Here is a 25,602-nt window from a genome sequence, read left to right as displayed (position 1 = left end):
CCCACTGATCATGAATGTGCAATGGCCTCCAAATATATGTGTAGCCTAAAGTACCCCTCTAGCATTCGACAGCTAGAGGGGTTTTCGTTTGAAGGGTTTCCGGTCACTACTAGCGAATAATAAAAGAAAAAGAAGGAGGGATGCACATGGATTATGAAATGATTCGTTTGATGGTGTTTGTAACATTGTTATTGCTTGTCATACTTACAAGTGCATTTTTCAATCGTTTCCAACGTGCGACATTAGCATTTTGCCTAGTTATGACGACTATAGTTATCGTTTATGAAGTGACTTTGCCCCAGCGTATTACGGCGACATTTGAAGAACTACAACCACAAGTTGAAGCACATTTACAACGACATTATCCGAATGAAGAATGGCAAATTACTTATGATACTGCAACGACTTCATCTAGTGGCTATGCGTTTGCCGTAACGTTCTTGAATGAGAAAGATATTATTTATTATTATAAAGTAGAGGATGAAGCGATTGTGCAAACATCGATTAGCGCAGTAAGTAATGAAATTGACTGGTCAAAATTACTGCATGAGGAGTTATAAGCAGTTACACATAAATTTATTCGAATTTTCTTGAAACTTATCTTTGCTTCTTTACGTAGAATAAGCAAGTGAAAGGTGGAGAAGTAAGATGAAGTACATCGGAGTTGGCACAGTCATTGCCCTTGTGACAGTGGGGATTAGTATAGTTATCGCAAATATTCAAACCGCAGCGAGTGTTGTTGGCATTATCGGTATGTTTTTACTGCTTGGCTGTATCATTACATCCGATTCATTTCCACAAACAACGAGCACTGAAGGCATGCATATGCATGAACGGTTTATGCAAGAAGATGCTGAAAGTCGTTATACACGTCAAACGTGGACGACCCGTATGTTGCTGCTTGCGCTACCAAATCTACTTGCTGCTGTTAGTTTATATGTGCTGCTGTAAAACATGTTTAAAGCCCTCAACAATGCTTATTTTGCTTTTTGAGGGCTTTTTGCTACTGCAATATCTCTGTATAAGATGTCATCATCTCACAGAGTGTAGTAATGCTTTTTTCAAGAATCTCTTCATCCAAATATGAAAAGCGAATGCGCAATTGATGCCTTGTCATTGTGCTGAAATTGGAAAAAAGACGATATCGTATGGGCGCAGAATTAAAAAATGGTGAAAGAAGGATAGCCCATTTCTTTCACCATTTTTTTTGTGATTATAGCTTTTGCATACTGGCAAAATGCCATATAAGTGGGGCGACAACAACCGTTAAGAGCAGCACAAAAAATGCTGCGCCTATTGATGTGTTTTCAGTCGTTGCACTTCGAATCATTTCAAGTTGTAAGAGACTAAATATAAGTAGTATCGCATTTTTCACTAAATTCATCGTACGTTGGCTAATTTTATACATCGCTTGTTCATTTGCTTTTGTTTTTGACGCGGGATAATTATGCCATTCTGGATGCTTTTCAACGGCCTCCATCGCAAGGGTCATAAATAAAACAATAACAGGTATTAACAATAATACATATTTCGAGCCCCAGTTATCCGCTTCTCCCGCAATATTAAAATGAATCGCAACTTGCTGTGGTAAGTCCGGCAATATCAATAAGGAATAGGCAGTCATAAGTATAAATGTACCGTAGCCAATCAAATTGGCTACGCGTAAAAGCTGCTGTTGCACCATAACGGAACACCTCCTTTTCTCATATACGTAAATATAAGTAAAATGTTTCGTAAATGGAGAAAAAGATAGGCGAGTTTGAAAAGCTTACGGTGCATCAAGTTCAATATGACGGCATTATCACGATTGAGCAAGAACGGTATCCACTACAATCTTCTTTGGCATATGACGATGTTTGTACAAGCTTTCAGTATTTACAAACTCTTGTAGAATCAAGTGAAGTAAGATCGTCTATCTTCTGAAATCCTGCGTTATTACATGTTACAATACAACTATGTAAAGCAAGTAGAGGAGATAGGCAAATGAATAAAAGAGAACAACAAAAGATCGAGCGCAGGGAAAAAATTACGCAGGCAGCTCAAGAACTCTTTTTAACGCGTGGGATTCAGCAAGTACAATTACAAGATGTGGCCGACGCGGTAGGTATTGGCATCGCGACACTTTATCGATATTTCCCAAATAAAGAACAATTATTAATCGCTGTAAACAATGTCATTATTGAAGAAATGCTACAATCACTTACGCGCATTTCGGAGTTACCCATTTCCGCGTATGAACAGGTTGAACAAATTTTAGATTACTATATCGGGCTTGTTGAGCATCCAGCCCATCAATTTGTGACATTTTTTAAAGCGTTTCAAAACTTCACACCGGATGCATCAACAGGGGAAACGTACGAAACGTATACACGCATTCGTTATGAAATGGCACAAACGTTGCTACGAGTTGCCAAAAAAGGGCAGCAAGACGGCTCTGTTCGTACAAATATTGACCTTGATGTGTATATGATGACAATTGTGCATAATATTAGCTTTTTCTCAACGGAAAGCGTACTAACAAGCCATGACCCGAACTTACCCGTAACATTAACTGCTTCAGCTCAGCTGCGTATGTTAAAAGATATTTTTTTAACGTATATTCATGTGTAAATAGTTGACGACTAAAAAGACTTTTTGGTATTGTATATTTAAAGTGATAGATAACTATCATTTTTAATTAAGAGGAGGGCTTTTACATGAGTCGTTTAGCAAACAAAGTTGCCATTATTACAGGTGGCGCACAAGGTATGGGCGAGGCACACGCACGTTTATTCGTAGAGCAAGGTGCAAAAGTCATCATCACAGATTTAAATGAAGAAAAAGGAACAGCATTAGCTGCTGAATTAGGCGAAAACGCTTTATTCGTAAAACAAAACGTAGCTTCTGAAGAAGATTGGGCAAACGTAATTACAAAGGCAGAAGAGGCATTTGGTCCAGTAAATGTATTAGTAAACAATGCAGGGATTTCATTCAATAAATTTGTATTAGATTTAACGTTAGATGATTATATGAAAATCGTAAACATTAACCAAGTATCTGTATTTTTAGGCATTAAAGCTGTTGCAGGTTCAATGCAAAAAGCAGGTGGCGGTTCAATTATCAATATCTCATCCATTAACGGTTTAGTTGGTGGTGCTGTTGGTTACACAGATACAAAATTCGCTGTACGCGGTATGACAAAAGCTGCAGCGCTTAACTTAGCACCAATGGGTATCCGTGTAAACTCAGTTCACCCAGGTGTGATTGCAACACCAATGATTATGCAAGGCGATCAAAAAGATGCGATTGAAGCATTCGCAAAACATATTCCAATGAAACGTGTATCACAACCAGAAGAAGTTTCACAAGTTGTATTATTCTTAGCTTCTGATGAGTCAAGCTACTCAACTGGCTCAGAATTCGTTGTTGATGGTGGAATTACAGCTCAATAATTGTAGGTAGGTGGGACTGTCCGAGGCATCATTTTCGACAGTCCTTTTATTTACACGGTTAATTGCCGCTTCTAGACGAGAAAACCCTCAAATTCTCGTTAAAAACACCATCCGAGCATGCACGCTCAGATGGTGTTTTGTTATTTTTTTGCTTTTCTCTTTTTAAAATCCCGTATTTTTTCAAACCGACATCAAAAAAATATCATTTTAATCTATCGAGAAGCGGGATTGGTTTTTGCCATTATACTTTGCTTTATATAGCTGTTTGTCTGCTGCAATAATTAATTCTTCTGGTCGTTTGAAGGCATGACCGAACCGAATATGATACGCCCCTACACTAACAGTCGCAATGCCCTTTGAACAATGGGCATGCGTAAAGGCTGCCTTTTCTACTGCGTATGTTAAGGCATTGCCTAAACGCTCGTAATCAAGGTGCACATCATCACTTAAAATCGCAAACTCCTCACCACCGTAACGTGCAAAGAGTGCATCAGAAGGAATAACACGTTGTAATGTCTCAACAACCTTTATAAGTAATTCATCACCGGCTTGATGACCATACGTATCGTTATATTGTTTAAAGTAATCTAAATCAATCATAAATAACGTTAACGCTTGATCTGGCTTCCGTGTTTCTTCAAAATAATACGTAAGACGACGGTCGAAATGATAACAATTTGCGATACCTGTTAAACTATCTTTAGATGCGAGCACTTCCAGTTTTTTGTTTAAAGTTACTAATTCCTGCGTACGTTCTTTGACTTTTTGTTCAAGTGAAACGTTCAAAGCCGTTACTTGTTCATTTAATTGTAAAACATCCTTCAATGTATCCTCATATTTTTTCGTCACAATCATAATTTGTAAAAGTGCATAGGCAATCAACATAAAATGAATGAGCATCAGTTGATTTCTTACTTGATACACAATAAAAACATCATGAATTGTCGCAACAGCTAAACATACTATAGCTAAAATTTGTAGTTTTTTTGTTGCGTCTAATTGGTGGTAATGTTTAAAGATAATATACAGGCAATACGGCATATGATCTATATAAACGATGAAGCAATACATAAATGTTTGCTGAAACAACATAGGTGATGCCGTGATGACAAGTATACTTTGGCATATGACACTACTATATGCAATCGATAAATGAAGCGGGCGAATATAGCGTGACAGTAGCTCCTGACAAAACATAATAAATAAAAACATAATGAATAATGTTGTAAGTGCTTCAATTCGTACTGCATACTCCCATGGCATGTCAATGAATATTAACGAATAGAAAAAAGGTCGCGCAAATATTGCACGAATAGCAAACGTAATACAAATTGCCGCGAGTAAGTATGAACTTTTATTCGTTTTTGTCAGCAATGAAAAGCGTAATAAAAAGATACCTAGCATAAAAATCAGACTGATAATAAAGAAATAACAAGTAATCGTTGTATAATGCTTTGCGAGTGTTGTGCAAATCCGCCTCGCATCGACGAAAAATTAGAAAGCTGCAACGTGATATATACTTCGCGCTGCGTGCTTGTAAAATTACCAATGACAGCACCCATATGTAAAACATTCGGTGTTGTCGAAACATCACCTTTGGATAAGACAAGCTCGTTTTGTATATAAACATCATAATTACCATATTGAAAGGGAATAAACAACCCGATTTTTTCGTTTACATATTGCATTGGTAACGTCACTTTTGCAATGTATGTACCGTATGTTTTTGCGGTGTCATAGTGCTCACTGAATTTATGGGGGAGTGTAACGATTTCACCTTTATGCAAAACTTCCTTCGCGGTAGACGGATGAATGAATTGCTCATGAAAAAAGTGCCATTCCATTTGAGGGTCAATGTCTTCTATTTGTTTACCATAGTCAAATGTTAAATTAGTAGCTAATAATGCTGAAAATAGTAGTAAAACGATAAAAAAGAGACTATGTATCAATTTCTTATTCATTTTTATAAACGCCTTTCACGAAATTTCCATAATCAGGACTTTATACGTATATCAAGTTCTAAAGGTTCGTTCCATTTTAACATAAAACGTAGATTTCAAGATATTTTAAAATGACGAAAAATTGTCTATTTTCAAATTTTTAAACCTTTTAAAAGGAATATTTTGTATAATAAAAGAAGAAATATAACAAAAGGAGTGGTTACATGCCTGTTCATTTTTTAGATAAATTAGCCACCGCTACTTTTTATCAGCCGATTGTGCTCATGGATGTGCATGTCGGTTCATTTGATGATGCGAGTTTTATTGTCAAGGTTGGGGCAGAAGCATATATTGAAGGTCCGCTGCAAATAGCTAAACGCTCGTTGCAAATGGTAGCAAAAAATATTCAATTACCACCAGCGTCGACGTCTACATTATTATGTAAAGTCCTTTGTTATACAACCGAATACCATGAAGTTAAAATTAGTTTGTTTTTAGATGTTCCTGCTGACGTCCAAAGCCATTATCGAGAGCTTGTACAACGTTTACGTTTATTGTTCGAGAAAGAATTAACAGCGGCTCTTAAACGCCATACAACAGATTGAGGTGCCTGAGCTAATTCGCTCAAAGATTTTTGTGCCAATGTGAATTGGTGATTTAAAAAATACGCGTTGACCTTTGCTTAAATAATATTCTACAACACTTCGTTCTATCCGCCGTAAAAAAACAGAGATAGGCGTTTGAACGTATAGAATTTATTTATTACGTCATCAATTAACGTTGAAAATGCATGGAACGGCTTTTAGTTGGCGTTTGATATAATTATAGAGGAATAAAGGGGTGTTGAGATGTGCCAATTGTCTACGGACGTGATCTATTAACAGAAAACCTTCGTCAAGCTACAGGGAAGGATAAAAAGGGGATACAAGGAGAGTTACAAATACTTCAGCAATTAGAACAATTATTGCCAATAGAAGCGACTATTATTGCAAAGCCAGCTATTGGTGTTTTAGAGCCTGATTTTATTGTGATTGTGCCCAATGAGGCATTTTTTATTGTAGAGGTAAAAAACTTTACCCTATAAAGTATACAGCATGTGCAGTCAAATGGCGTAATCGTGTTTAAAAATAAAACAACAGTAAATCCATTTTCTCAAGTAACTGCTCATGTAGAACAACTACAGCAATTTATTCAATCTAATTATCAGATAGATGTTTTTCGTTGCATCGGTAAAGCAATTGTCTTCCCAGCATTTACAGAAGCGGAATTTATGAATGTATTCCGTATTCAGATGCAGCACTGGTCTCTAAAGGAGCAACAAAGTTTTCGAAAATATCATTTATTTCAAGATACACTCCCAGCTTTACAGCATGCACGAAAGTTTTCGCAAGTACAGCTAAAAATTCCGCGTATCCATTTGCTCAATATGGCGATAGCAATGCAGCCTCGATCAACATCAGAGCCTACTGTGCATTTTCATCATCAACAAGCGATTTGTGATCCATTGTTTTTTAAAGATGTACTCACACGAATAGAACGACGAGACGCACAAAAAGCATTACCGATACAGACCTCATTGCGACGTCTTTTTCAAGACAATCTACCACATATTACACAAGCGAAAACGTATGAACAAGTATATTTGGCGTTATCACATATGAAAGTAGCAGTTCAGGCTGAAAGTAGTACGTACTTAAATTATCTGAATGAATTAAACCGTATTGAAAATAAGATGCTACATGAACGGACACGTATTATCGAACAATTTAAAACAACACTTCAGCAAGGACTCCATATGTATTTTGAACAACAACTGACGCAAATGAAAGAAGCAGTTGAACAAAATATAAAATGGCATAGCTCGTTAGCAGATACATCTAAAAAGGCGGCTGCTTAGGTGTACAATCCACTTGTTAAAATGGCTAAAAAATCATCCATCCCACAAGAAAAACTAGAAAATATCGATGAATTAGATGACCGTAGCATTATTGAGAAAACATTGGCGCATTATTTACACCCAACAGCCATCGAAAAAACTTATAATCTACTGATAAAACAAGCACTTGATGACTACGAAAAACAGTGGGAGCATATTATAGCGCGTTATACACCTAATTTAGACGGGTTGCAAACGCTCTCTATGTCAACGATTACAATGAATAATAATCAGTTAAAACACCGATTAGGGATGTCAGAAGGTCATGAAATCAAAAAACAGCACGAGCAGCTAACAGAAGCGGTAAAAGCGTACGAAAAACATTTATTTCAGCAAATTGATCCACCGCGATTAGAAAAAATGCAACAATCGGTCTTTTTAAAAATAGAAAAAACAAGTGATATTATTGTGCAACAGGCAATTGCTGAATGGGAGCGCCAATTATTTGGTAAGCTAACAATTAAAGACTATGAACAAGTAATAAATGAGCTAGTCACATACGCGAGCTTCGTCGATGAAGCAATTAGAGATGTCCAAGAACAATTATTTGTTGCAACGTTATAAACGGAAAAAATCCTCACGAGTCATTATAATAATAGACATGTCTCATGAGGGTTTTTTAAACTCGACAAAACACTTCAAAATTATACGACTGTCCGTAAATAACCTGATAAACATTCGTTATGTATATATGAAAATCTAATACGAACGAAACGCGTTTGTCTCACTATTATAAGTAAACTTAATTTTGAAACATAACTCAATATAATATATATTATGTCCGTGTCCTATTTTAATTTTGTCGAATTTTATATGCCCTGTTCTAAATTTCCTCTTTTTCCGTATCTCCAGTAATTATGTTGCTTTCTATCCATAGAGCCTTCACGGCATCTCAAATCTCAAATTTATGCAAATAGCGATAGCTACACGAGCCATGAAAATCATGTAATAACAATGGCTGTATCCAATTATGTGATTTATTTAATGACATTTTCTATCGTTTCTTTTAAAAATGAAAAATGAAATGTGTCAGGAATCTTCAGGATAAGGATATATCCAATAAAATAGCCGCTTCTTCAAAATCATCCATAACGCGCCATTTCACAACATTACAATGTTAAAATAACACTCTTATTAATTCTTAGTAACTTTTCCCTTTTATATTTGGCTTATCCAACATAAAGTATTCCACCTCATTTTTACACTTTTATTAATTTTTTATAATTTGATGATATTCGGTTGAACTACTGCGATTACATCGATAAAGTAATCCTCACATATATATAAGTGATGCTCTAATTTCGCTAGTTCCATATCAGGAATTGAATCATCAATCGTCGTATACCATTTTAAAAACGATGAATTTTCTACTTTGTAAAATGTAGGATTGTAATTAGGTAAAGGTATAGATTGATCTTTTGCACTTTCGAATTTTTGTTGGATCAATTCTTCAATATCATTGCGTATGTGTTCTTGTAAAATACGATAAGTTCTAACGGGGTAAAAATAGTTTTTTGTTCGATTATACGAAAATTGGTAACGGTTCTCTTCTGGTCCAACCGTTAATATTAATTCGCCATTAAACTCAATATTCACTAAGAACATCGGATGCATAAAACGATCGTAAACAGCTTCTGACAGTGGATTCCATTCAATTAATGACTCTTTTTCCTTCATCGTTATCCCCCTACTTCCCAATTATTTTGGTGAAAGAAAAGCATCTTAGACATACAATTGATGTAAGATGCTTTTAAAATTCAATCGCTTTAAACCAGTTCAACTAATTCTTCAAGCGCTATTTGAAGGAACTGCCGATATTCTTCATTTTTCTCTTTGAGGTCTTGATAAGCACGTTCACGTTCTTCCTCTGTGGTTGCCTCCGAATAACGCTGAATAATTTGAAAATAAGATATCTTGGTATCATAGTATGTTAGGTAATATTTTTCACGTATAGCCGGCTCTAATTGTAGACCTCCACCAGTGTAATTGAAAAAGTCTGCGTACGTTTGGTTTAACTGATTTAATTTTTCAGTGCGTTCTGTTTCATCGTAACTTCCAGATTCTTCATGGAACGCGAGTATACGCTCTACTGGTAGAGTTAAATATTCTAGATCACTGTAAAGTAAACTACGATAATCCGTAATCAATTGATTTTGTAGGTACATAAAATTTATCATCACAAGTGCTATTAAGCCAATGAGAATAAGCCAAATTCTCTTCAAACAACCACTCCCAAAATCAAAATAAAAATATGTAAATAAGTACAATTACTGCTTTCCAAACTTCGCAACGTTTTTTAAGTATAGAACACCTAAAAACAAAATTACCCCACCTATTACTTTGTACATAATCGTTCTAAAAACTTCATTATCTACTGTAATATTCAAAAATAAAGCCCCGAATAAAATGATCATGATTCCGATGATTGAATGAATTATCTTCATAATTACACATCCTAAAATGAATAGTATATGATCTACTGTTTCTGCACTTAATTACTAACTCCTTTAAATTACCCAACTACGTATAAAAGGCTGCTACACGTAACATTTGGGCACGTTGATTTCAGCGATTTTTATCGGTTCGTTCAGAGCAAACTTCGTATTTTAGATACACGTGGCTCTATCTCCGTAATAATTTCTATATATAGTGTGGATGTCACAAATAGATGATGTTCCGCATTAGGTCGAATTTCTTTTCTAAGTGGATTTTTTGCGTCATACCATTTTAGATACTCCGAATTTGCAACCTTATAAAAAGTAGGGCCATAACTCAAAGTATTCGCGTTTTCTGTCTTAAAAAAATCTGAAATTAAATCTTCTATATCTGGTATTGTCAATTCTTCTGTCATACGAAATGTGATAAAAGCATGTTTTCCGTGATTTTCTCTCGATTCATACATAAAACGATATTGTTCGTTTGTTTCAATATCTTCAAACAGTAAAATAAAGTCCTGTTCATAAGAAAATGCTACGAGATGCAGTTCATTTCTTTGTCTGCAAAATGGATTGTGCTCCAACGGTTCCCAAAGTAAAAGATGTTCTTTCATCAACAGTCTCCTCCCTCTTACATCGCATTTACTTCTAGCGTATAAGGCATCCCTAAATAACGGTAATGGATAACGGCCGCATGAATTGGTTGCTCATGTGAAAGGGTTAAACCATAAATTTTTTCATCTTCTTGTATTTCATTATTGTCTTGTCGTTCATAAAGTGCGTCAATATCCGTTCCTTTGGCGATACTCACATCGACAAACGCATACGTAGCCACTTCTGGTGCCGAAAAATCATCGGTTACGACAAAGCCCTGGTTAGGATGGTTTACTTGTACCTTCACATCGCCAGGCTTTTCGCCGTTATTGATGGTCACTTCTGTAATGTCAATATTCGTTAGCCCTTTATTGCCAACACCCACAATCAATAACGTGCCTTCTTCATTGCCAGCGATGGTCCCGTACTCTAACGGCGGGTTTACGCGTACCCATACAAGAACGATGCTGAATAGAATAATCAATCCAATAATCCCTTTTTTCATGATAGTTATCCCCGTTTCATTATATATTGCGCCAATGTTCTGTCATTTCAGTGTAATAAGCTTCTGTCCAATGATAGGGTTGTAGCTCCCCTAATGTTTTAAAGAGAATATCGTTTGTCTTGCTGGATATGGCACATTGCACATCAGGACCCCAATAAAATAAACGTTCCTGACACACGCCACAAGGTGAAAGTATTTTAAGCGGTGCGTGTTTATCCTCTCGCGCTAAACAAAGACTGTGCGTTACTTTTTGCTTATATTTATGAGCTTCTAATATAGCCCCTGTTTCCATACATAAATGTGTCGAATCATTGATCACTTCTGGTGCAATACTTGTATAAATAGTCTCATCTGCCACTCGGATGGCTGCTGCACCGCCCCAACCAGTAGGATATCGTTGTTCGATCAATTGTTTCACGGCATCGTATAGCTGTTGATGTATCATTGCATATAAACCCCTTCCATAAAATTTTCCATCTTTTTTTATTGTAACAAATATTCAACTGCTTTTTGGCAAGAATACGGATTTTGACCGCTTTTTAATTGCTTTTTTACTATATTTAATCCATATTAATCTCATACGATTTATTTTAAAGGAGATTTTTATATGACAAACATTCCTCACGTAGTAGATGGCGATTGGTTACAACAGCGTTTAGGTGACCCGAACTTACGCTTAATTGATGCGACAACATTTTTAAAAATTCCTGAAGGTGCTGGATTCCCTGAGCTTTGGAGTGGTTTTGAAGCCTATCAGGAGGAGCATATTCCAGGTGCTGCGTATGCAGATTTATTAAAAGACTTTACAGACCCTAACGGCACAGCACCATTCACAATTGCGACGCGCGCGCAATTTTTAGCAGCAGTAGAGCCACTCGGTATCACGCAAGACACGTATGTCGTTATTTATGACCGTGGACCATTAGTAAATGTCGACATTTTAGCGTCAGATTGGTCTGCTCGTTTACGTTGGCAGTTAAAGTATGAAGGCTTTGATAATGTCGCAGTGCTTGACGGCGGGTTCCGTAAGTGGAAGCTTGAAAATCGCCCTACAGAGTCAGGGATTTCACGTTATGAGGCTGCAGCGTTTCCTGGTGAGCGTCGTGAAGCATTAATCGTTACAAAAGAAGATGTTAAAGCTGCATTACAAGATGACAATATCATTTTAATCAACAGCTTATCAGAAGCGGATTTCCGTGGTGAGACGACGACGTACCCACGTCCTGGTCATATTCCTGGTAGTAAGCATGCATTTTTCGGTAGCCATTCAGATCCTGAAACACGTTTACTATACGATGATGAAACATTACGTGCTACATTTGATAAACTGGGCGCACTCGACCCATCGAAAAAAGTCATTACGTACTGCGGTGGTGGTATTGCGGCAACATGGAATGCATTACTATTAAACAAATTAGGACAAGAAAATGTCGCTGTATATGACGGTTCATTAAATGAATGGGCAAGCGATGAAAGCTGTCCACTTGTTACATTACGATAAGAAATGATTATAAAAGCACAGGTGTCCAATTTATAGGGCATCTGTGCTTTTCTTTAATCAATTAAACCGCTTCTGAAAGCTAACGTAATTAAATGTGTTCGATTGCGTGCCTCGGTTTTTTGCATAAGCATTTTTACATAATCACGTACTGTAAATTCGCTCATATACAGTAAGGATGCGATTTCTTTATTACTATGGCCTTCTAATAACAAATACAGCACGAGTTTTTCTTTCTCGGTAAGGGTAATGTTCCGGTTTAAGCGATTACGTAGCTGTGGTCTACCGAGATACATCCCTAGGCGATTACCGACCTCTTGTAAGAAGTTCAAATACGTAGCGGAACAATCAAAGGATTCGCCCATTTGGTCAAATGACAGCCAACCGTATAATTGTTGGTCATGCATAATCGGAATGAAAATGACCGAAGATAAATTCAGCATCTCAATAGCTACGGGCTGAACATAAGGCGCAGGATTTTTGAGAAAGATTGCCCGCTTCATCGAAAACACGGGCTCTACATCAATTTTGCCACGTAACCGTTCTAAAGCTTGTCGGTCTGCCCCTATTGCCCCTGAAAATTCATCAAGCCACGGATGATAACTTAAAAAGATACAACGCTTAAACTGAAATGTTTCTTCTGCTAATTTGAGTAAAATGGCTAAATCTTCACTCCCATTGTAGCGAATTAATGCTTTGCTAAACGTATCCATTTGCAGTCGCCATTGTTCTGAAAATGGCTCATCTTGGCTGTTTTGATGCCATTGTGACACAAAATCCTTACTTTGCGTAAGAAGCGTTTCATGAACCTGCAACACTTGGTCTCGGTACGTATACTGGGTTGCATGTAACACCGTCTCTAGCGCGTAAGAAAGTGCCTCAACAAACAATGTGCTGTGCGCAAGAATTGTTTGGCTTCGTATTTGCACCCAGTAATGAAGTGCTTCTTTATCAACAACGCGTTGATTCGTTAACAATTGAACAAATGATGTTGTTAAAACATGTAATGTACGTTTCTCTTCAATCGTAGTCGCCTGCTCTTCGACAAAAATTGCCGCGCTTTCTAACAGTTCACTACAGTACATTTTTAAAAATAAGCTATACGCAAGCTGAGGTTCTATCATGTGATCACATTCATTTATATGGTTTTTTGAACTTAAAACACCTACATCTACACGTATATTATGCAATGGAATGGCGTAAAATAAAGGTATCAACGAGACAAAGGGGTTTTTCATAATGAACTATCAACATATTACAATTGCAGGTAGTGGCGTTTTAGGTAGTCAAATTGCGTTCCAAGCGGCATTTTTCGGATTCCATGTATCGGTATATGACATTAATGAGGAAGCCATCGAAGCGGCCAAAACACGTATGGCTAGCTTACAAACAATTTATGCAGAAAGCTGTGCCAGAGCGTTTAGCGATTAAACAAAGTTTTTATGAGCAATTACGCGCTGTAGCACCTGCACACACAATTTTTGCGTCAAACTATTCTACACTATTGCCAAGTCAATTTGCGGGGTATACAGGGCGACCTGAGCAGTTTTTAGCGCTACATTTCGCCAATTCTATTTGGAAAAACAATACGGCTGAAATTATAGGACATGCAGGAACAGCACCAGAGCACGTACAAGCCGTCACAGCATTTGCACAAGCAATTGGTATGAGATTCCATTTGTATTAAAAAAAGAACAACCAGGTTATATTTTAAATTCGTTATTAGTGTCATTTTTATCAGCGGCGATGGAATTATGGGTAAAAGATATTGCAGACCCACATGATATTGATAAAAACTGGATGCTGTCGACAGGCGCACCAATGGGACCTTTTGCGATTTATGATATCGTAGGGATGGAAACACCGTACAATTTAAATATGATGCGTGCTGAAGTAGACCCAGCCGCTAAATTTGTTGCCGAAAAAATTCAGCGTGACATGATTGACCAAGGTCGTATGGGTGTTGCGACAGGTAAAGGATTTTATGACTACCCTAACCCAGCATACCAACAACCGGATTTTTTAACAGCACGATAATACATTGACCTTTTTATGCCATTTGCCGTTCACTTTCGTTCATTTCGGGTATACAATAAGAGTAATTAGATGAAGGAGGGTTCAGCAATGCATATTATGTACATCATTAGCTTAGCACTAGTCGGCATTGGGATACTTGTGTTTCTAGGAAGTGCGATTGTCGCAGCAGTTGGTGCAAAAGAGCCGGGCCAGTATATTTTCGGGCGTGTGAAGAAAATGCAAGCAGATGCGATGCCAATCGTAACGGAAGTCACAAAATTACAAAACAATATTCAACAAGTGCAAACAACGGTTAATTATCAAAAACAACAACTGCAAGCTGTACCACAAGCATTCGCAGGTGTAAAAGCACAAGTGGAGCAATTAAATTTAACAGCAAAGCGTAAAGCGCATCAAACGATTACAAAAGCTGAAAATGACCCAGTTGTTCAGCAAAATGTCGAACAGTATACAGAAAAAGCAATGGACATGCTTCATCGCTCATAATGTCAAAACCCGCTTCTTTTTTCGGAGCGGGTTTTGACATATTTCCTAGATGCTCTAACGCAAAAGGCATGAACGCTGGATAACCAATGTTCATGCCTTTGTCTATTTTAATGATTCGATACGATAACGATAATCTTTTCGTTTTACCGTGCCGATGTCAATATAATGTACCGCTTCTTGCAAAAGACGATTAATCGGTACACCTAATTGTTTAGCACGTGCCGTTAATGTGTTAAAGAGTGCTGCATCCATCGTTGTTCGAAATTCTTTTTTCGCACAACGTGGCTGCTTCGGCAATGTAAGAGCGTCTTCTTCAAGTAAATGCATCACACCATTTTCAAGTAAATAACCGACCTCGGTATGATGCGCGGCGGCTAATTCCTTTAAGTTTGCGAGTACATCTTCTTTTATATACGTCTTATAACGATGACGTGACGCGTCTTTCATATGCACCAATTTACCGTTATGAGAAACCCACATTACACATTCTCCTCTACGTCATAATACGCTTCTGGTATACAAGCAAGTGGTACTGGCAATGTATGTGTCGATACGATATATAGTTTACGTGTTGCACGTGACACAATCGTATACAGCAACAACTCATCTTTGTCGGTATAAATGGTTGCGTCTGCATCGGCTAAAACAACCGTTGAAAACTCAAAACCTTTTGCCATATAAGCAGGCATTACAAGAAGCCCTTTCATATACGTTTTTTGTTCAGCTGTAATTAGTTGTAACTGCGGTAGTAATGCTGAAAAACGCGCATAAAAGGCTTCACACGCCGCCTTATTTTTACACAGAAGTGCAAAGCTCTCGCCTTCTACAAATGCTTTCGTGACAAGCTGAACAATCGTTTCGTCATAGTGTGCATCTGTCGTATATAAAACAGCCGGCTTCTCCCCTTGCACGCCCAATGACTCGGTTGCAGTGTGTGGTAAAATCGCACGCATATAAGTGGTGATTTCATTCGTTGAACGATAAGATTTTGTTAGCTCCACTACTTTATAGTGCTCGGTAAATGTAGGGTCTAACACTTCTTTTTGAAGCGGGTGGACCAACTGGTGACGGTCGCCAAGCAGTGTGAAGCGAGCTTTTGGATAGAGTAATTCAATCGCCGCTAGTTGCAGCGGTGTATAGTCTTGAATTTCATCGATCACAATATGTTTAATCGTTGGATACTGCTGTAGCTTTTTAATACGCAATTCAATAAAAAGTAACGGCGCAATATCTTCATAGTGTAATTGACGTTTTTGCAGCGCTTTTTGCGTCATTGCCGCAATCACCTCATGTTTTGTACCACCGGCTTTTGCAAGTGCTTGAACATAAATCTTAGCAGTATTCACAAAATGTAATTGCTCAATCGCATGGGCGAGTTGACCATATTTTTTGGCGATTTGCTGCTGTGCTTGCATCGTAATCTCTTCGTCTGTACCTACGTAATGATTCATCGCCCTTAGCTGTGCGACCGTCACGTCAAAATCTGCCTGCTTTTTCACCGCTAAACGTTTTTGTAAAAAGGTACGGATTTTCTTCAAACGGAAATCCATATCAAGTCCGTAAAACTTCGTATAAAATAAATGACTTAGTTCCTTACTTGAGGCAAAAACGTCCCCGTCTAGCTTTAACTGATAAAAAGGCATATTGGCTTTTGTTAATGATTGCACATAACGCTGCAACAGCTTGGAAAATGCCGTCGATGTTTTATACACATAGGCTTTATACATATCGCGGTCAGCGCGCTGTAAACGTTCAATATTCGCATAATGCGTTTCTGCCTTATAACGCTGTAAGCCAGCTTCTTGAAGTAAACGATAAAAAGTCGTATGTTGCACATGGTCTTCACCAAGCTCCGGTAACACATCAGAAATATAATCATTAAATAAATCGGACGGCGAAATCAGTAAAATATTACGCGCATTCATCGTTTGACGATATTCGTATAGCAAATAAGCAATACGTTGCATCGCAACAGACGTCTTCCCACTCCCTGGAGGTCCTAGTACTAATAAGTTTTCTTTATTACTAGAACGAATGACTGCGTTTTGGTCACTTTGAATCGTCGCGACAATCGACTTCATTTTCGTTTTCGCTGTGTCTGCTAGTAATTGTTGGAGTACGTCATCCCCGATATAAATGTCAGCATCTAACACTTGTAATAATTGGTCATACCGCACTTTATATTGACGCCTACCAGTAATCTCAACGGTTACATTTTCCCCATTTGGTATCGTATAGGCCGCATCCCCTGTTGTATTTTCATAAAATAGACTAGCAATCGGTGCGCGCCAATCAAAAATTGCAACATCTTGTGTTGTTGGCTCGCGAAAGGTCGATAAACCTATATACAACTGTTCAGGTGCACCGTCTTCATTAATAATTGTAATTCGACCAAAATACGGCGTTTTATATAATGCTTTTGCTTTTTGTAATTGCTCACTTGCACTCATATATTCACGTTCTCGTAGGGCCATTGTTTGAAGCATTTGCGAAAACGATATCGCACTTTCACCCGACACATCATTAAATTCGGATGACACGAATGTACGCTCTTCGACAATGTCATTCTTTTGTTTTTGGAGCGATTGTTCAAGCAGCTGAATCGCTTGTTTAATTTGTGCACTTGTATTCGTTAAGTGTGCCTGTTCACGCTGCCAAATTGATTGTTCCATGGCTAAGCCCTCCTTCACATAGTTGCTATTATTGCCTATTTTTAGGGAGAAAACAAGCACAATCCCCAGCCAGTGCATACAAAACAACAGGAAATCAGTTATAATAATAGAACATGAATTTGAAGGGATGTCTTGCATGCTAAAGATACAAAAAATAGACTTTATTAAAGCTCTTTATGACGAATCACTTTCACATAAAATATTTTCCATCGCGAATATTGAGTTCACAAACGCACCGCCAATTGCGGGCGCTTTGTTGTATTGGAAACGGAATGCCCATCCAAAGTCGCTCGTCAATAAACAAGGGGAATTTAAATTTTATTTTGATGAAGCAACACCGGAGTTTTACGCGTCGGTTAAATTCCCTGCACATACGCAATTATCGGACGAGCAGCGCCGAGAACTTGCTTTTTTATTATTAGAAGAGCGTGGCACCATTGGCTCTTACTCATTAATCGGGCATCCAAAAGAGGTAGCCATGCAAATTGGTGTGCGTCGCTTTAACATTGAACAAGGTTTTCGCGCTTTAACGTTTCCTGAAAACTTCAATCCGCATATTGAGCCCAGTCATGTAAGTGTCATTTTTGATGAGCTTCATTTAGAAGATTTGCATCAAAAAAATCCACATTTATCGAAGGATTTTTTACGGGATTATATTCCGTGGCGCGCAAAAGCGATCCAACAGCATCCAGAAGAGTTTGAAGCGTACTTAGATGTCATTGATTTCCGCTACATCCTTCAGATGAACGAGCAATTATCCGAGTTTTTCTTAATTAAACATATCGAGCGTCTGCGTGGGCATCAGCACCTGATAAACCCGGCTGTTCATCGCACACTGAGTCGATATTTTTTACAGCACTTCAATATTGATCACCCAGATTCTTTTAAAGAAGTGGCAGAATTACGGACAGCACAAGAAGAGGAACAACCAGATGCAACGATGCCGCCGTATGAACAGCTTATTAGCGAGTCGCCAATGCACCAAGCAAGTGAAACGTATGAAGCGCCACCAGTATTTGAGCATTTCGAATTTGATCGTGGTCGTTTTAAGTGGCCAGGCTCCGAACATTTAGTAACAGGCATTCCATCACTGTCCGCAAAACGTTACACGAAGCTTGGCTATAAAAAGCTATCGCATAAAGAAATGGATGCCTATATGAAGCATTTTACAGAGGAGCAATTGCGCCTTGTCAGTGCGTCATTAGAACTTTATTGGCTAAGCCGTTATAAAAAGCTCGTGCATTGGGATATTGTATGTGCATACAATGTGTATTTACGCGCAGATTTTTTAGAGGCACATAAAAAATTTGTGCAATTTGATGCATTACGCCAAAATATTTACGCACGTCTTGAAACAGCGTATTTACTCAAATATTTTGAGCAGTTGCAGACCCCCCATCAACCTGTCCCGCTACTTATTCGCTGTGCAGATGATGAGCTAATGTTACGCGCTAGCAATACTTTAGTCGTAACGGAGGATGTATTAGACGACATCGCACGCTATACATCGTATATCCGGATGAAAATGGTGCTGTACGTACTGAATTACGACCATTATGCAAAGCCGTTATATATGTTTTACCCGATTTATTAATGATAAAAAAATGCATCTTTGGCTCGCGTAGCAATACACGCCCAAAAACCCCCTTCAGCAGTTTCGATTGCTGAAGGGGGTTTGCTGTTGTCTCAAATGCTTTTTTATGGCTGTGTTAAAACATATTGGAAGAACAGGTCTGGCGAAAGTGGACGACTAAAATAATAGCCTTGCGCTTGCTCGCAGCCACAACTTTTCAAATAAGCCCACTCCTCTTCTCGTTCAACACCTTCTGCAACAACACTTAAATTCATCGCATGTGCTAAATGAATAATCGCACCGACTAAATTTGTATTCGTTTCAGATGTGCCAATTTCCATAATAAAGGCACGGTCAATTTTTAATGTATCGACAGGGAGATTTTTCAAATAACTTAAAGACGAATAGCCCGTTCCAAAATCGTCAATTGAAATCGTAATGCCCATTTCACGAATAATGGCGAGTTTCTCCATCAGCTGGTCATTAAAATCGACCATGCTCATTTCCGTAATTTCAATTTCTACAAAGGACGGATCTACATTTGTGCTATGCAATACATTTTGAATCATCTCGATAATATTCGGCAACGCTAGCTGAATCGGTGAAAAGTTGACAGCTACGCGCAAATTTAAGTCAAATAAATCGTTCCAGCCTTTTACATCGAGGCATGCGCGTTGTAGAACCCATTCGCCAATCGGGATAATTAAACCCGTTTCTTCAGCAAATGGGATGAAGCGGTCTGGTGGAATAAAACCTAACTCTTCATCATGCCAACGAAGCAAAGCCTCCATCCCAATCAGTTTTCCTGTCGCAATATCAATTTTAGGCTGATAATGTAACGCCAACTGTTCTAAACGTAACGCGTCGTATAATTTCGTTTCTAACGTAATATCTTTCATTTCGTGCGCTTCTAGAGAGGCATTAAAGACGAAGTAATTATTGCCTTTACGTTCTTTCGCTAATAACATGGCCACATCTGCATTATTCATTAACGACTCTGCATCTGTTGCATGTGCTGGATACTTCGCGATGCCGATACTAACGCTTGAATAGAACTTATGCCCGTCAATGACAAAGGGCTTTTTAAATTGGTCCATAATTTTCAGTGCCATCGTATCTAGTTGCGATAAATCCGTTAAAATAAATGCAAACTCATCCGCACCTTGTCGGTAAAATGAATTACCAATCGGGTCAATCGACATTAATCGTTCCGATACTTCAATTAAAAATTGGTCACCTATTGTATGACCTAAGCCATCGTTAATGCTTTTAAAGCGGTTAATATCCATATCAAACACCGCAAAAGCTTGTCCGTTCCTTGTGCTATATTCCATTTCATTTTCGATACGAGCTTGTAAGCTTTTACGGCTCGGTAAACCTGTTAAGCTATCGTGATTTGCCTGTTTCGTGACCGCTGCGATATTTCGCTGCTCCATAACATCTGTAAAAACAGCGACATAATAAATAAGTCGACCATACTCATTAAAAATAGGTGAAACAGAGGCTTCTAACCAAAAAAGCGAATTATCTTTCGCTTCACTGCATATTTCACCTTGCCATATATAGTCTTGTTGCACAGCTTTGCGTATATTTGTGAAAAATAGTTGGTCATGGTACGTTGAAAATAAACGTTCATAATTTGTACCAATTAATTCTTCAACGTTATATTGAGCAATTTTACAGAAGCTTTCATTCGCATACGTAATAATGCCGTAGCGATCAACGACTAATGCGGTAATCATATTGTCAACTGCATAATAAAGCTGTTGGAAATCTTTTGTAGAAGATGGAAAAGGTTTAGGTAGATGTGATTCGGTCATGATACGCCTCCAATCTGTCCGACAATCTACTCGCTGTACTGCGTAATAGTCATACGATGTATAAAAATAACATAATTTTGCGAGATATATACAACTAAGCATAACGGATTTTTTCCCGAAAAGGAAGAGTAGACGCCTGTTTGAATGCATATAAAAAAGAAACGACATATGTGTTATACACGATGTTCGTTTCTTTTTTATGGTGTATTTAATTCACGGACAAAGACGACGGCATCTGTATCAGTTATAAGCGATTTCCTCACATCCCTCTTGCGCTAAATACGCAGTCATTTGTTCTGTAGAAAGCTGTAACATAAAGTAATGATAATTAATCGGTTCTATTCCATAACGGTTACATGCCATTGTATAACGTTCATACGCAAATCGATAGTCGTTCATGTGGCTCACCCTTTCGCTTGGCAGTTAAATGCCATTAATTGTTCAGTCGAAAGTTGTTTTACATATAGTCGGAAATTAATCGGTGCCATTCCGTGCTCCTCGCACATCTTTTTATAAAATTCATAGCCATCTGTATATTGTGTCATCATCATGACCTCCTCTAAGTTAACTGTGTTATAACAGTTTTTGTTGTTGAATTAATAATAATACAGATAGTAATACACGTCAACTATTTATTCATAATTTTTCAGACTTTTTAAATATTGCGTATATCCTTGCTATACCAACACTTTCTTTGGTGAATGTTTAATGAAACAAACAAAAAAGGTGTTTTAGAAACTGTTCTAAAACACCCTTTCATTTTATTGAATTGTTTGAATCATTTTTAATGAGGACGATGGCATATATACATGTGTGAAGCGGTCATCGTCAGCAATAATTTTCGTAAATGACTCACCAATTTGAACAACGGCTACTGGCAGCCCAAAATTACGATATTCAAACGCAATTTTACCTCTCGTATCTGCTGTTTCATATGTTGGCAATGACGAAGCTTTTGGCGCAGCGGTAAACGCAACCTTCACCTGCTGTTGCGCATCTTTGTTGCCGAATTGTTTATCTAATCGATAATAAATACTCGCAACTTGTGCGCCCCAAAATGGATTTGCCGTATACTTTTTATTCATGCCCACTGCTTTTGAGCCAAGCACAGCGCCATGTCCAGATTTTCGCTTTTTATCAATTTGGCTACGATAAGGCGTCACATACTCATCTGAAAAATATTGTGCCATCTGTTGAATATTCAGAGATGGTGAACGATAATTTGCTTTGCCGTATTGTGAAAGCACTGCAGCTGTACCAATAAGATTATTGTGTTTTTGTGCTTGTTCACTCATACCATAGTTGCTCTCATACGTAGCCATCGCTAATAAAGCCATCGCATTCATATGATATGTTTGCTCTGCATCTTTTAGCGCTTGCCCTAGCCCAATTAGTTTACTTTGCGTTGTCGCATGTTTGTAGCCTTTCTTTTCAGCTTCAACTAATAATGTACTAATCATTTCATTCAGCTGATTGGCTGTATATTTAGTGGCTACACGGAACGGCATATATTGATAGTAGTTATAAAAATTGCCTACCACTTGTGCTTTTTGATTATAAAATGTAATGCCATCTACACTGTAGTAACGCTGCCCTACTGTAAGTTTTGTAGGTGCAGCACCTACAATATACGCAGGCTCATAACGTTTTAACACATGTTTATATTCATAATGCACAAGCTCTCCACTATCCACTATGTAATAGGAACGTGGCACGGATGTTAATTCAGTTGGAATAAGCGATACTTCTTCATGCGTATACGTTTGCTGTAAATCGCCAATTTGGACTGTTACACCTTTTTCCGTACTTGATACGTACATGGCTTCCGTACTCGATAAAAGTGACATCGCGTCGTTATCAGAATATGTTGACTCAATAAACATCGTATTATACTTTGTAAAATACACGATGCCATCATTCATATAACGAACTTTATCTTTATATAAAATAATTTGCCCTTCCTTTAGCGCATTTTTCGCACTGTTGAAACTTGTGTAATAACCTTTTAACTGAAGATTCCCACTGACAATATCTGCGACACTATACCATTTCTTTTGTCGGTCAATCACATCGTAAAAACGTGTAATAAAGGTTGCAGATTGCGCAACTGTCGCATTTTTAAACGGATTAAATTGTCCAGTCGCCATATCCCCCGTAATGATGCCTAAATTATACGTCGTCATAATACGTTTCGCATAATCAGCACTTACCCCTTTCGTATCACTAAAATTAGGGTTCTTCGCTGAAGTTGGTACAATATTGACTAGCTCTAACGCGTTTGTAATCATACGTACCATATGAATACGCGAAATCGGTGCAGACGGGTTGAATTTTCCAGTCGTTGTATCGCCCTGAATAATTCCTGCAGCTGTTGCGGTTTGAATATCTTCATAATAAATGTGTGAAGCACCCACATCGCTATATTTTCGGCCTGATACCATCGTCGGTAATTGTAATGCGCGCACCATGTACATTGCAAATTCAGCGCGTGTGACAGAACGACCAAAGCGTTCTAAGTCAGGGATGCCTTTTGACTCTAAAAATAGTAGTGACTTCGCATGGCTTCCTGCTGCACTATATTTTTCATTAGCGGACACCGACATCGGCACACATAATAAGCAACATAGCATAAGAATAAAGAAGATTTTTGAATAGTTCATGCACGTCCTCCTTGACTTCAATTTATGTTCAACATAGCATACATGATTTACCAGCTCAACACTTTGTACTAAAAATAATGAAAAAAGAACCAATGATTACATATGATGAAACATTTAGAAGGATAAATGATGCATACGCAGTTAGTTTTCGACACGAACTATGTTATTTGACACATAATGATTGCATTGAATAATAACAGAAGTGATAAAAAGACTATTATTATGCATATTATTTGAAAAATAATAAAACATACCGATACATATTATAAAACAAAAGGATGGTGAGGCAAATGCGTATCGGCACGTGGAGCAGTATTGGGAAAATGATGATTTCGAATTACAATCGTCATACACAGACAATGAATCAATCCATGCTACGACTCTCAACAGGTTATCGCATCAACAGTGCTGCTGATGACGCTGCTGGCCTTGCGATTTCTGAAAAAATGCGCGCACAAATTCGCAGCTTAAATATGGCGGGTAAAAACATTCAAGATGGTATTGCCCTCGTACAGACAGCAGACGGTGCACTAAGTGAAACACATGCGATGTTACAACGGATGCGCGAGCTTTCTGTACAGGCTGCAAGCGATACATTAACAGATACGGACCGCGAGCAAATTGATTTAGAGTTTCAAGAACTAAAAAAAGAAATTAGTCGTGTTTCTACACAAACCGAATTTAATACACGTACATTGCTAAACGGCGACTACAGTGCTACCTCGTTAAAAATTCAAGCAGGTGCAAATAGTGGGCAAACGATTGACTTATTTTTAAACGATATGGGTGCGGATGCGATTGGTTTACAGTCTGCTTCTATCGCAACGAGAGAAGCTGCCGAAAAAGAGATAACAGCTGTAGATGATGGCATTGGGCATGTATCACGTGAACGCTCACGCCTCGGTGCATACCAAAATCGTATGGAGCACGCCTATAATAATGTAATGAACACTTCAGAAAACTTAACAGCGGCTGAATCACGTATACGGGATACGGATATTGCAAAAGAAATGATGAATTTTATAAAAGCGAGTATTTTAATGCAAGCAAGCCAATATGTTATGCGTTTACATTTACAACAGGCGCAGTCTATTTTACGTCTACTCGATGTACGTTAGCTCTAGCAATGGATTCAGTTGCTAGTTTTTTTGAAAAGGATTTTCATATACATTTTTGTTAAGCTGATGTAAATTTTATGTTAAATTAATCCTTAAAATCATTTATATATACTAAAAATAGGTAAGATGTTAATAGTTTTATATGATTAGGAGGAATTTTTATGAAGAAAACATTCGCATTCGCCGCTCTTTCTACAATATTGTTAACAACGGCGATTACACCCGCTTCTGCAAATAGCACGTTTAAAGACGTGCCAAAACAACATAATTTTTATAATGAAATACATAAATTGGCGCATAAAGGCGTCATTCGAGGATTCGAAGACGGTACATACCGTGCATCGCAAAATGTGACACGTGCACAATCTGCGACACTTATTGCGAACGCGTTAAAGCTAGATGTAAACAACTATAAGAAGCCTGCCTTTAAAGATATTGACCCTTCCAATAGTCATTACGCTGCGATTGCAAAACTAACAGAACTTGGTGTGTTCAATAATGGTGAGCGCTTCAATCCAAATAAAAACTTAACACGTGCACAAATGGCGAAAATTTTAGTAAAGGCTTTCGAATTACGCGCAGCACAGCTAAAAAGCTTTAAAGATGTGAAGGCAGAGGAAACGATTTTATATGCTGGAACAATTGGCGCGTTAAATATTACAACAAATGAAGGTTATTATTTACCGAATAACCAAGTGACGCGCGGACATCTTGCTGCATTTTTAGAACGCGTAATTGATATGAAACGTCAAAATCAAGAAGATGATTTATGGGATGACTGGGACGATTGGGATGACCTAGATTATATTTATAGTCGTGACGATGATGACGATGATGACGATGATGATGACGATGATGACGACGATGATGACGACGATGACGATGATGACGATGATG

29 protein-coding genes and 1 pseudogene are annotated in these 25,602 nt (G+C 37.9%); 15 read left to right on the top strand and 15 right to left on the bottom strand.

Annotated elements, in window-relative coordinates; all coding sequences use genetic code 11:
- Positions 1-146 precede the first annotated feature (146 nt).
- Together A6M13_RS08340 and A6M13_RS08335 are read left to right on the top strand one after the other, a co-directional pair.
- Positions 147-560 carry a hypothetical protein gene (locus tag A6M13_RS08340; RefSeq protein ID WP_066544917.1) on the top strand — a complete coding sequence of 138 codons (414 nt, stop codon included), beginning with the start codon at positions 147-149 and terminating at the stop codon, positions 558-560.
- 88 nt (positions 561-648) lie between these two features.
- Positions 649-951, top strand: coding sequence for a DUF5316 family protein (locus tag A6M13_RS08335; RefSeq protein ID WP_066544915.1), 303 nt, complete (start codon positions 649-651; stop codon positions 949-951).
- A gap of 262 nt (positions 952-1,213) precedes the next feature.
- Here A6M13_RS08335 and A6M13_RS08330 read toward each other — a convergent pair whose 3' ends face one another.
- Positions 1,214-1,684 (bottom strand): DUF1648 domain-containing protein, encoded by a 471-nt coding sequence (locus tag A6M13_RS08330; protein ID WP_066544914.1) that lies wholly within the window; start codon positions 1,682-1,684, stop codon positions 1,214-1,216.
- 53 nt (positions 1,685-1,737) lie between these two features.
- Between A6M13_RS08330 and A6M13_RS16125 the strand changes: the two genes are divergently transcribed.
- The 3 genes from A6M13_RS16125 to A6M13_RS08320 all read left to right on the top strand — a co-directional run bounded on the left by A6M13_RS16125 (position 1,738) and on the right by A6M13_RS08320 (position 3,431).
- The gene (locus A6M13_RS16125; protein WP_141680928.1) at positions 1,738-1,923 is read left to right on the top strand and encodes a hypothetical protein; all 186 of its coding nucleotides are present in this window, start codon (positions 1,738-1,740) and stop codon (positions 1,921-1,923) included.
- Between the two features lie 60 nt (positions 1,924-1,983).
- Positions 1,984-2,610 (top strand): TetR/AcrR family transcriptional regulator, encoded by a 627-nt coding sequence (locus A6M13_RS08325; RefSeq protein ID WP_066544913.1) that lies wholly within the window; start codon positions 1,984-1,986, stop codon positions 2,608-2,610.
- Positions 2,611-2,696: 86 nt separating this feature from the next.
- Entirely contained in the window at positions 2,697-3,431 is a 735-nt protein-coding gene (locus A6M13_RS08320) for a glucose 1-dehydrogenase (RefSeq protein ID WP_066544912.1), read from the top strand.
- Between the two features lie 207 nt (positions 3,432-3,638).
- Here the strand turns inward: A6M13_RS08320 and A6M13_RS08315 are convergent, their stop codons facing one another.
- A complete protein-coding gene (locus A6M13_RS08315) occupies positions 3,639-4,835 on the bottom strand; it encodes a sensor domain-containing diguanylate cyclase (protein ID WP_066544911.1) in 1,197 nt (398 codons plus the stop codon).
- A 5-nt stretch (positions 4,836-4,840) separates the two neighbouring features.
- Entirely contained in the window at positions 4,841-5,392 is a 552-nt protein-coding gene (locus tag A6M13_RS08310; RefSeq protein WP_066544910.1) for a hypothetical protein, read from the bottom strand.
- Between the two features lie 203 nt (positions 5,393-5,595).
- Between A6M13_RS08310 and A6M13_RS08305 the strand changes: the two genes are divergently transcribed.
- The 4 genes from A6M13_RS08305 (at position 5,596) to A6M13_RS08290 (ending at position 7,871) form a co-directional block, all read left to right on the top strand.
- Positions 5,596-5,976, top strand: coding sequence for a hypothetical protein (locus A6M13_RS08305; RefSeq protein ID WP_066544909.1), 381 nt, complete (start codon positions 5,596-5,598; stop codon positions 5,974-5,976).
- Between the two features lie 245 nt (positions 5,977-6,221).
- A complete protein-coding gene (locus A6M13_RS08300) occupies positions 6,222-6,455 on the top strand; it encodes an NERD domain-containing protein (protein WP_066544908.1) in 234 nt (77 codons plus the stop codon).
- A 33-nt stretch (positions 6,456-6,488) separates the two neighbouring features.
- Positions 6,489-7,268 (top strand): hypothetical protein, encoded by a 780-nt coding sequence (locus tag A6M13_RS08295; RefSeq protein WP_141680927.1) that lies wholly within the window; start codon positions 6,489-6,491, stop codon positions 7,266-7,268.
- Entirely contained in the window at positions 7,269-7,871 is a 603-nt protein-coding gene (locus A6M13_RS08290; protein WP_066544906.1) for a hypothetical protein, read from the top strand.
- Positions 7,872-8,525: 654 nt separating this feature from the next.
- On the opposite strand, the gene A6M13_RS08285 is transcribed toward A6M13_RS08290, so the two are convergent.
- From A6M13_RS08285 to A6M13_RS08265, 5 genes are all read right to left on the bottom strand, one after another.
- A complete protein-coding gene (locus tag A6M13_RS08285; RefSeq protein WP_066544901.1) occupies positions 8,526-8,984 on the bottom strand; it encodes a hypothetical protein in 459 nt (152 codons plus the stop codon).
- A gap of 89 nt (positions 8,985-9,073) precedes the next feature.
- On the bottom strand, positions 9,074-9,529 hold the full coding sequence (locus tag A6M13_RS08280) for a hypothetical protein (RefSeq protein ID WP_066544900.1): 456 nt from the start codon (positions 9,527-9,529) through the stop codon (positions 9,074-9,076).
- 365 nt (positions 9,530-9,894) lie between these two features.
- Positions 9,895-10,356 carry a hypothetical protein gene (locus tag A6M13_RS08275; protein ID WP_066544899.1) on the bottom strand — a complete coding sequence of 154 codons (462 nt, stop codon included), beginning with the start codon at positions 10,354-10,356 and terminating at the stop codon, positions 9,895-9,897.
- Positions 10,357-10,373: 17 nt separating this feature from the next.
- On the bottom strand, positions 10,374-10,841 hold the full coding sequence (locus A6M13_RS08270) for a hypothetical protein (RefSeq protein ID WP_066544898.1): 468 nt from the start codon (positions 10,839-10,841) through the stop codon (positions 10,374-10,376).
- A 19-nt stretch (positions 10,842-10,860) separates the two neighbouring features.
- Positions 10,861-11,286, bottom strand: coding sequence for a cytidine deaminase (locus A6M13_RS08265; RefSeq protein ID WP_066544896.1), 426 nt, complete (start codon positions 11,284-11,286; stop codon positions 10,861-10,863).
- Between the two features lie 162 nt (positions 11,287-11,448).
- Here A6M13_RS08265 and A6M13_RS08260 point away from each other — a divergent pair, with 162 nt between their 5' ends.
- Entirely contained in the window at positions 11,449-12,342 is an 894-nt protein-coding gene (locus A6M13_RS08260; protein WP_066544895.1) for a sulfurtransferase, read from the top strand.
- 53 nt (positions 12,343-12,395) lie between these two features.
- On the opposite strand, the gene A6M13_RS08255 is transcribed toward A6M13_RS08260, so the two are convergent.
- Positions 12,396-13,463: a LuxR C-terminal-related transcriptional regulator gene (locus tag A6M13_RS08255; RefSeq protein WP_066544894.1), complete on the bottom strand. Its 1,068-nt coding sequence runs from the start codon at positions 13,461-13,463 to the stop codon at positions 12,396-12,398.
- A 115-nt stretch (positions 13,464-13,578) separates the two neighbouring features.
- On the opposite strand from A6M13_RS08255, the pseudogene A6M13_RS08250 reads away from it, so the two are divergent.
- Both A6M13_RS08250 and A6M13_RS08245 read left to right on the top strand, forming a co-directional pair.
- Positions 13,579-14,376, top strand: a pseudogene (locus A6M13_RS08250) (3-hydroxyacyl-CoA dehydrogenase NAD-binding domain-containing protein).
- 87 nt (positions 14,377-14,463) lie between these two features.
- Complete coding sequence (locus tag A6M13_RS08245; RefSeq protein ID WP_066544892.1) at positions 14,464-14,862, top strand: hypothetical protein; 399 nt, start codon at positions 14,464-14,466, stop codon at positions 14,860-14,862.
- Positions 14,863-14,964: 102 nt separating this feature from the next.
- On the opposite strand, the gene A6M13_RS08240 is transcribed toward A6M13_RS08245, so the two are convergent.
- Entirely contained in the window at positions 14,965-15,342 is a 378-nt protein-coding gene (locus A6M13_RS08240; RefSeq protein ID WP_066544890.1) for a hypothetical protein, read from the bottom strand.
- Entirely contained in the window at positions 15,342-17,534 is a 2,193-nt protein-coding gene (gene helD, locus A6M13_RS08235; RefSeq protein ID WP_066544888.1) for an RNA polymerase recycling motor HelD, read from the bottom strand. The genes A6M13_RS08240 and helD overlap by 1 nt, the downstream gene beginning before the upstream one ends.
- 136 nt (positions 17,535-17,670) lie before the next feature.
- Here helD and A6M13_RS08230 point away from each other — a divergent pair, with 136 nt between their 5' ends.
- A complete protein-coding gene (locus A6M13_RS08230; RefSeq protein WP_066544887.1) occupies positions 17,671-19,128 on the top strand; it encodes a hypothetical protein in 1,458 nt (485 codons plus the stop codon).
- 104 nt (positions 19,129-19,232) lie between these two features.
- Here the strand turns inward: A6M13_RS08230 and A6M13_RS08225 are convergent, their stop codons facing one another.
- From A6M13_RS08225 to A6M13_RS08215, 4 genes are all read right to left on the bottom strand, one after another.
- A complete protein-coding gene (locus A6M13_RS08225; protein WP_066544886.1) occupies positions 19,233-20,927 on the bottom strand; it encodes a putative bifunctional diguanylate cyclase/phosphodiesterase in 1,695 nt (564 codons plus the stop codon).
- Positions 20,928-21,167: 240 nt separating this feature from the next.
- On the bottom strand, positions 21,168-21,326 hold the full coding sequence (locus A6M13_RS16120) for a transcriptional regulator (protein WP_141680926.1): 159 nt from the start codon (positions 21,324-21,326) through the stop codon (positions 21,168-21,170).
- A 5-nt stretch (positions 21,327-21,331) separates the two neighbouring features.
- Entirely contained in the window at positions 21,332-21,472 is a 141-nt protein-coding gene (locus A6M13_RS08220) for a transcriptional regulator (RefSeq protein ID WP_066544885.1), read from the bottom strand.
- A gap of 216 nt (positions 21,473-21,688) precedes the next feature.
- Positions 21,689-23,587: an S-layer homology domain-containing protein gene (locus A6M13_RS08215; protein WP_066544884.1), complete on the bottom strand. Its 1,899-nt coding sequence runs from the start codon at positions 23,585-23,587 to the stop codon at positions 21,689-21,691.
- A gap of 290 nt (positions 23,588-23,877) precedes the next feature.
- On the opposite strand from A6M13_RS08215, the gene A6M13_RS08210 reads away from it, so the two are divergent.
- Positions 23,878-24,705 carry a flagellin N-terminal helical domain-containing protein gene (locus A6M13_RS08210; RefSeq protein WP_066544880.1) on the top strand — a complete coding sequence of 276 codons (828 nt, stop codon included), beginning with the start codon at positions 23,878-23,880 and terminating at the stop codon, positions 24,703-24,705.
- A gap of 161 nt (positions 24,706-24,866) precedes the next feature.
- Positions 24,867-25,602, top strand: a 736-nt coding sequence (locus A6M13_RS08205) for an S-layer homology domain-containing protein (protein WP_141680925.1), incomplete at its 3' end; no start/stop codon positions are given.

Source organism: Caryophanon tenue (assembly GCF_001700315.1).
GTDB lineage: Bacteria > Bacillota > Bacilli > Bacillales_A > Planococcaceae > Caryophanon > Caryophanon tenue.
Note: the sequence above shows the minus strand (reverse complement) of the source record. Positions and strands in the feature narration are given on the sequence as shown.

Bases quoted from the DNA above. Each gene is read 5' to 3' on its own strand.
- A6M13_RS08220 (WP_066544885.1), bottom strand. From the start codon at position 21,472: ATGACACAATATACAGATGGCTATGAATTTTATAAAAAGATGTGCGAG.
- A6M13_RS08215 (WP_066544884.1), bottom strand. From the start codon at position 23,587: ATGAACTATTCAAAAATCTTCTTTATTCTTATGCTATGTTGCTTATTA.
- A6M13_RS08240 (WP_066544890.1), bottom strand. From the start codon at position 15,342: ATGTGGGTTTCTCATAACGGTAAATTGGTGCATATGAAAGACGCGTCA.
- A6M13_RS08230 (WP_066544887.1), top strand. From the start codon at position 17,671: ATGCTAAAGATACAAAAAATAGACTTTATTAAAGCTCTTTATGACGAA.
- A6M13_RS08255 (WP_066544894.1), bottom strand. From the start codon at position 13,463: ATGATAGAACCTCAGCTTGCGTATAGCTTATTTTTAAAAATGTACTGT.
- A6M13_RS08210 (WP_066544880.1), top strand. From the start codon at position 23,878: ATGCGTATCGGCACGTGGAGCAGTATTGGGAAAATGATGATTTCGAAT.
- A6M13_RS16120 (WP_141680926.1), bottom strand. From the start codon at position 21,326: ATGAACGACTATCGATTTGCGTATGAACGTTATACAATGGCATGTAAC.
- A6M13_RS08320 (WP_066544912.1), top strand. From the start codon at position 2,697: ATGAGTCGTTTAGCAAACAAAGTTGCCATTATTACAGGTGGCGCACAA.
- A6M13_RS08275 (WP_066544899.1), bottom strand. From the start codon at position 10,356: ATGAAAGAACATCTTTTACTTTGGGAACCGTTGGAGCACAATCCATTT.
- helD (WP_066544888.1), bottom strand. From the start codon at position 17,534: ATGGAACAATCAATTTGGCAGCGTGAACAGGCACACTTAACGAATACA.
- A6M13_RS08270 (WP_066544898.1), bottom strand. From the start codon at position 10,841: ATGAAAAAAGGGATTATTGGATTGATTATTCTATTCAGCATCGTTCTT.
- A6M13_RS08225 (WP_066544886.1), bottom strand. From the start codon at position 20,927: ATGACCGAATCACATCTACCTAAACCTTTTCCATCTTCTACAAAAGAT.
- A6M13_RS08245 (WP_066544892.1), top strand. From the start codon at position 14,464: ATGCATATTATGTACATCATTAGCTTAGCACTAGTCGGCATTGGGATA.
- A6M13_RS08335 (WP_066544915.1), top strand. From the start codon at position 649: ATGAAGTACATCGGAGTTGGCACAGTCATTGCCCTTGTGACAGTGGGG.
- A6M13_RS08265 (WP_066544896.1), bottom strand. From the start codon at position 11,286: ATGATACATCAACAGCTATACGATGCCGTGAAACAATTGATCGAACAA.
- A6M13_RS16125 (WP_141680928.1), top strand. From the start codon at position 1,738: ATGGAGAAAAAGATAGGCGAGTTTGAAAAGCTTACGGTGCATCAAGTT.
- A6M13_RS08325 (WP_066544913.1), top strand. From the start codon at position 1,984: ATGAATAAAAGAGAACAACAAAAGATCGAGCGCAGGGAAAAAATTACG.
- A6M13_RS08285 (WP_066544901.1), bottom strand. From the start codon at position 8,984: ATGAAGGAAAAAGAGTCATTAATTGAATGGAATCCACTGTCAGAAGCT.
- A6M13_RS08340 (WP_066544917.1), top strand. From the start codon at position 147: ATGGATTATGAAATGATTCGTTTGATGGTGTTTGTAACATTGTTATTG.
- A6M13_RS08305 (WP_066544909.1), top strand. From the start codon at position 5,596: ATGCCTGTTCATTTTTTAGATAAATTAGCCACCGCTACTTTTTATCAG.
- A6M13_RS08310 (WP_066544910.1), bottom strand. From the start codon at position 5,392: ATGAATAAGAAATTGATACATAGTCTCTTTTTTATCGTTTTACTACTA.
- A6M13_RS08330 (WP_066544914.1), bottom strand. From the start codon at position 1,684: ATGGTGCAACAGCAGCTTTTACGCGTAGCCAATTTGATTGGCTACGGT.
- A6M13_RS08315 (WP_066544911.1), bottom strand. From the start codon at position 4,835: ATGCTAGGTATCTTTTTATTACGCTTTTCATTGCTGACAAAAACGAAT.
- A6M13_RS08260 (WP_066544895.1), top strand. From the start codon at position 11,449: ATGACAAACATTCCTCACGTAGTAGATGGCGATTGGTTACAACAGCGT.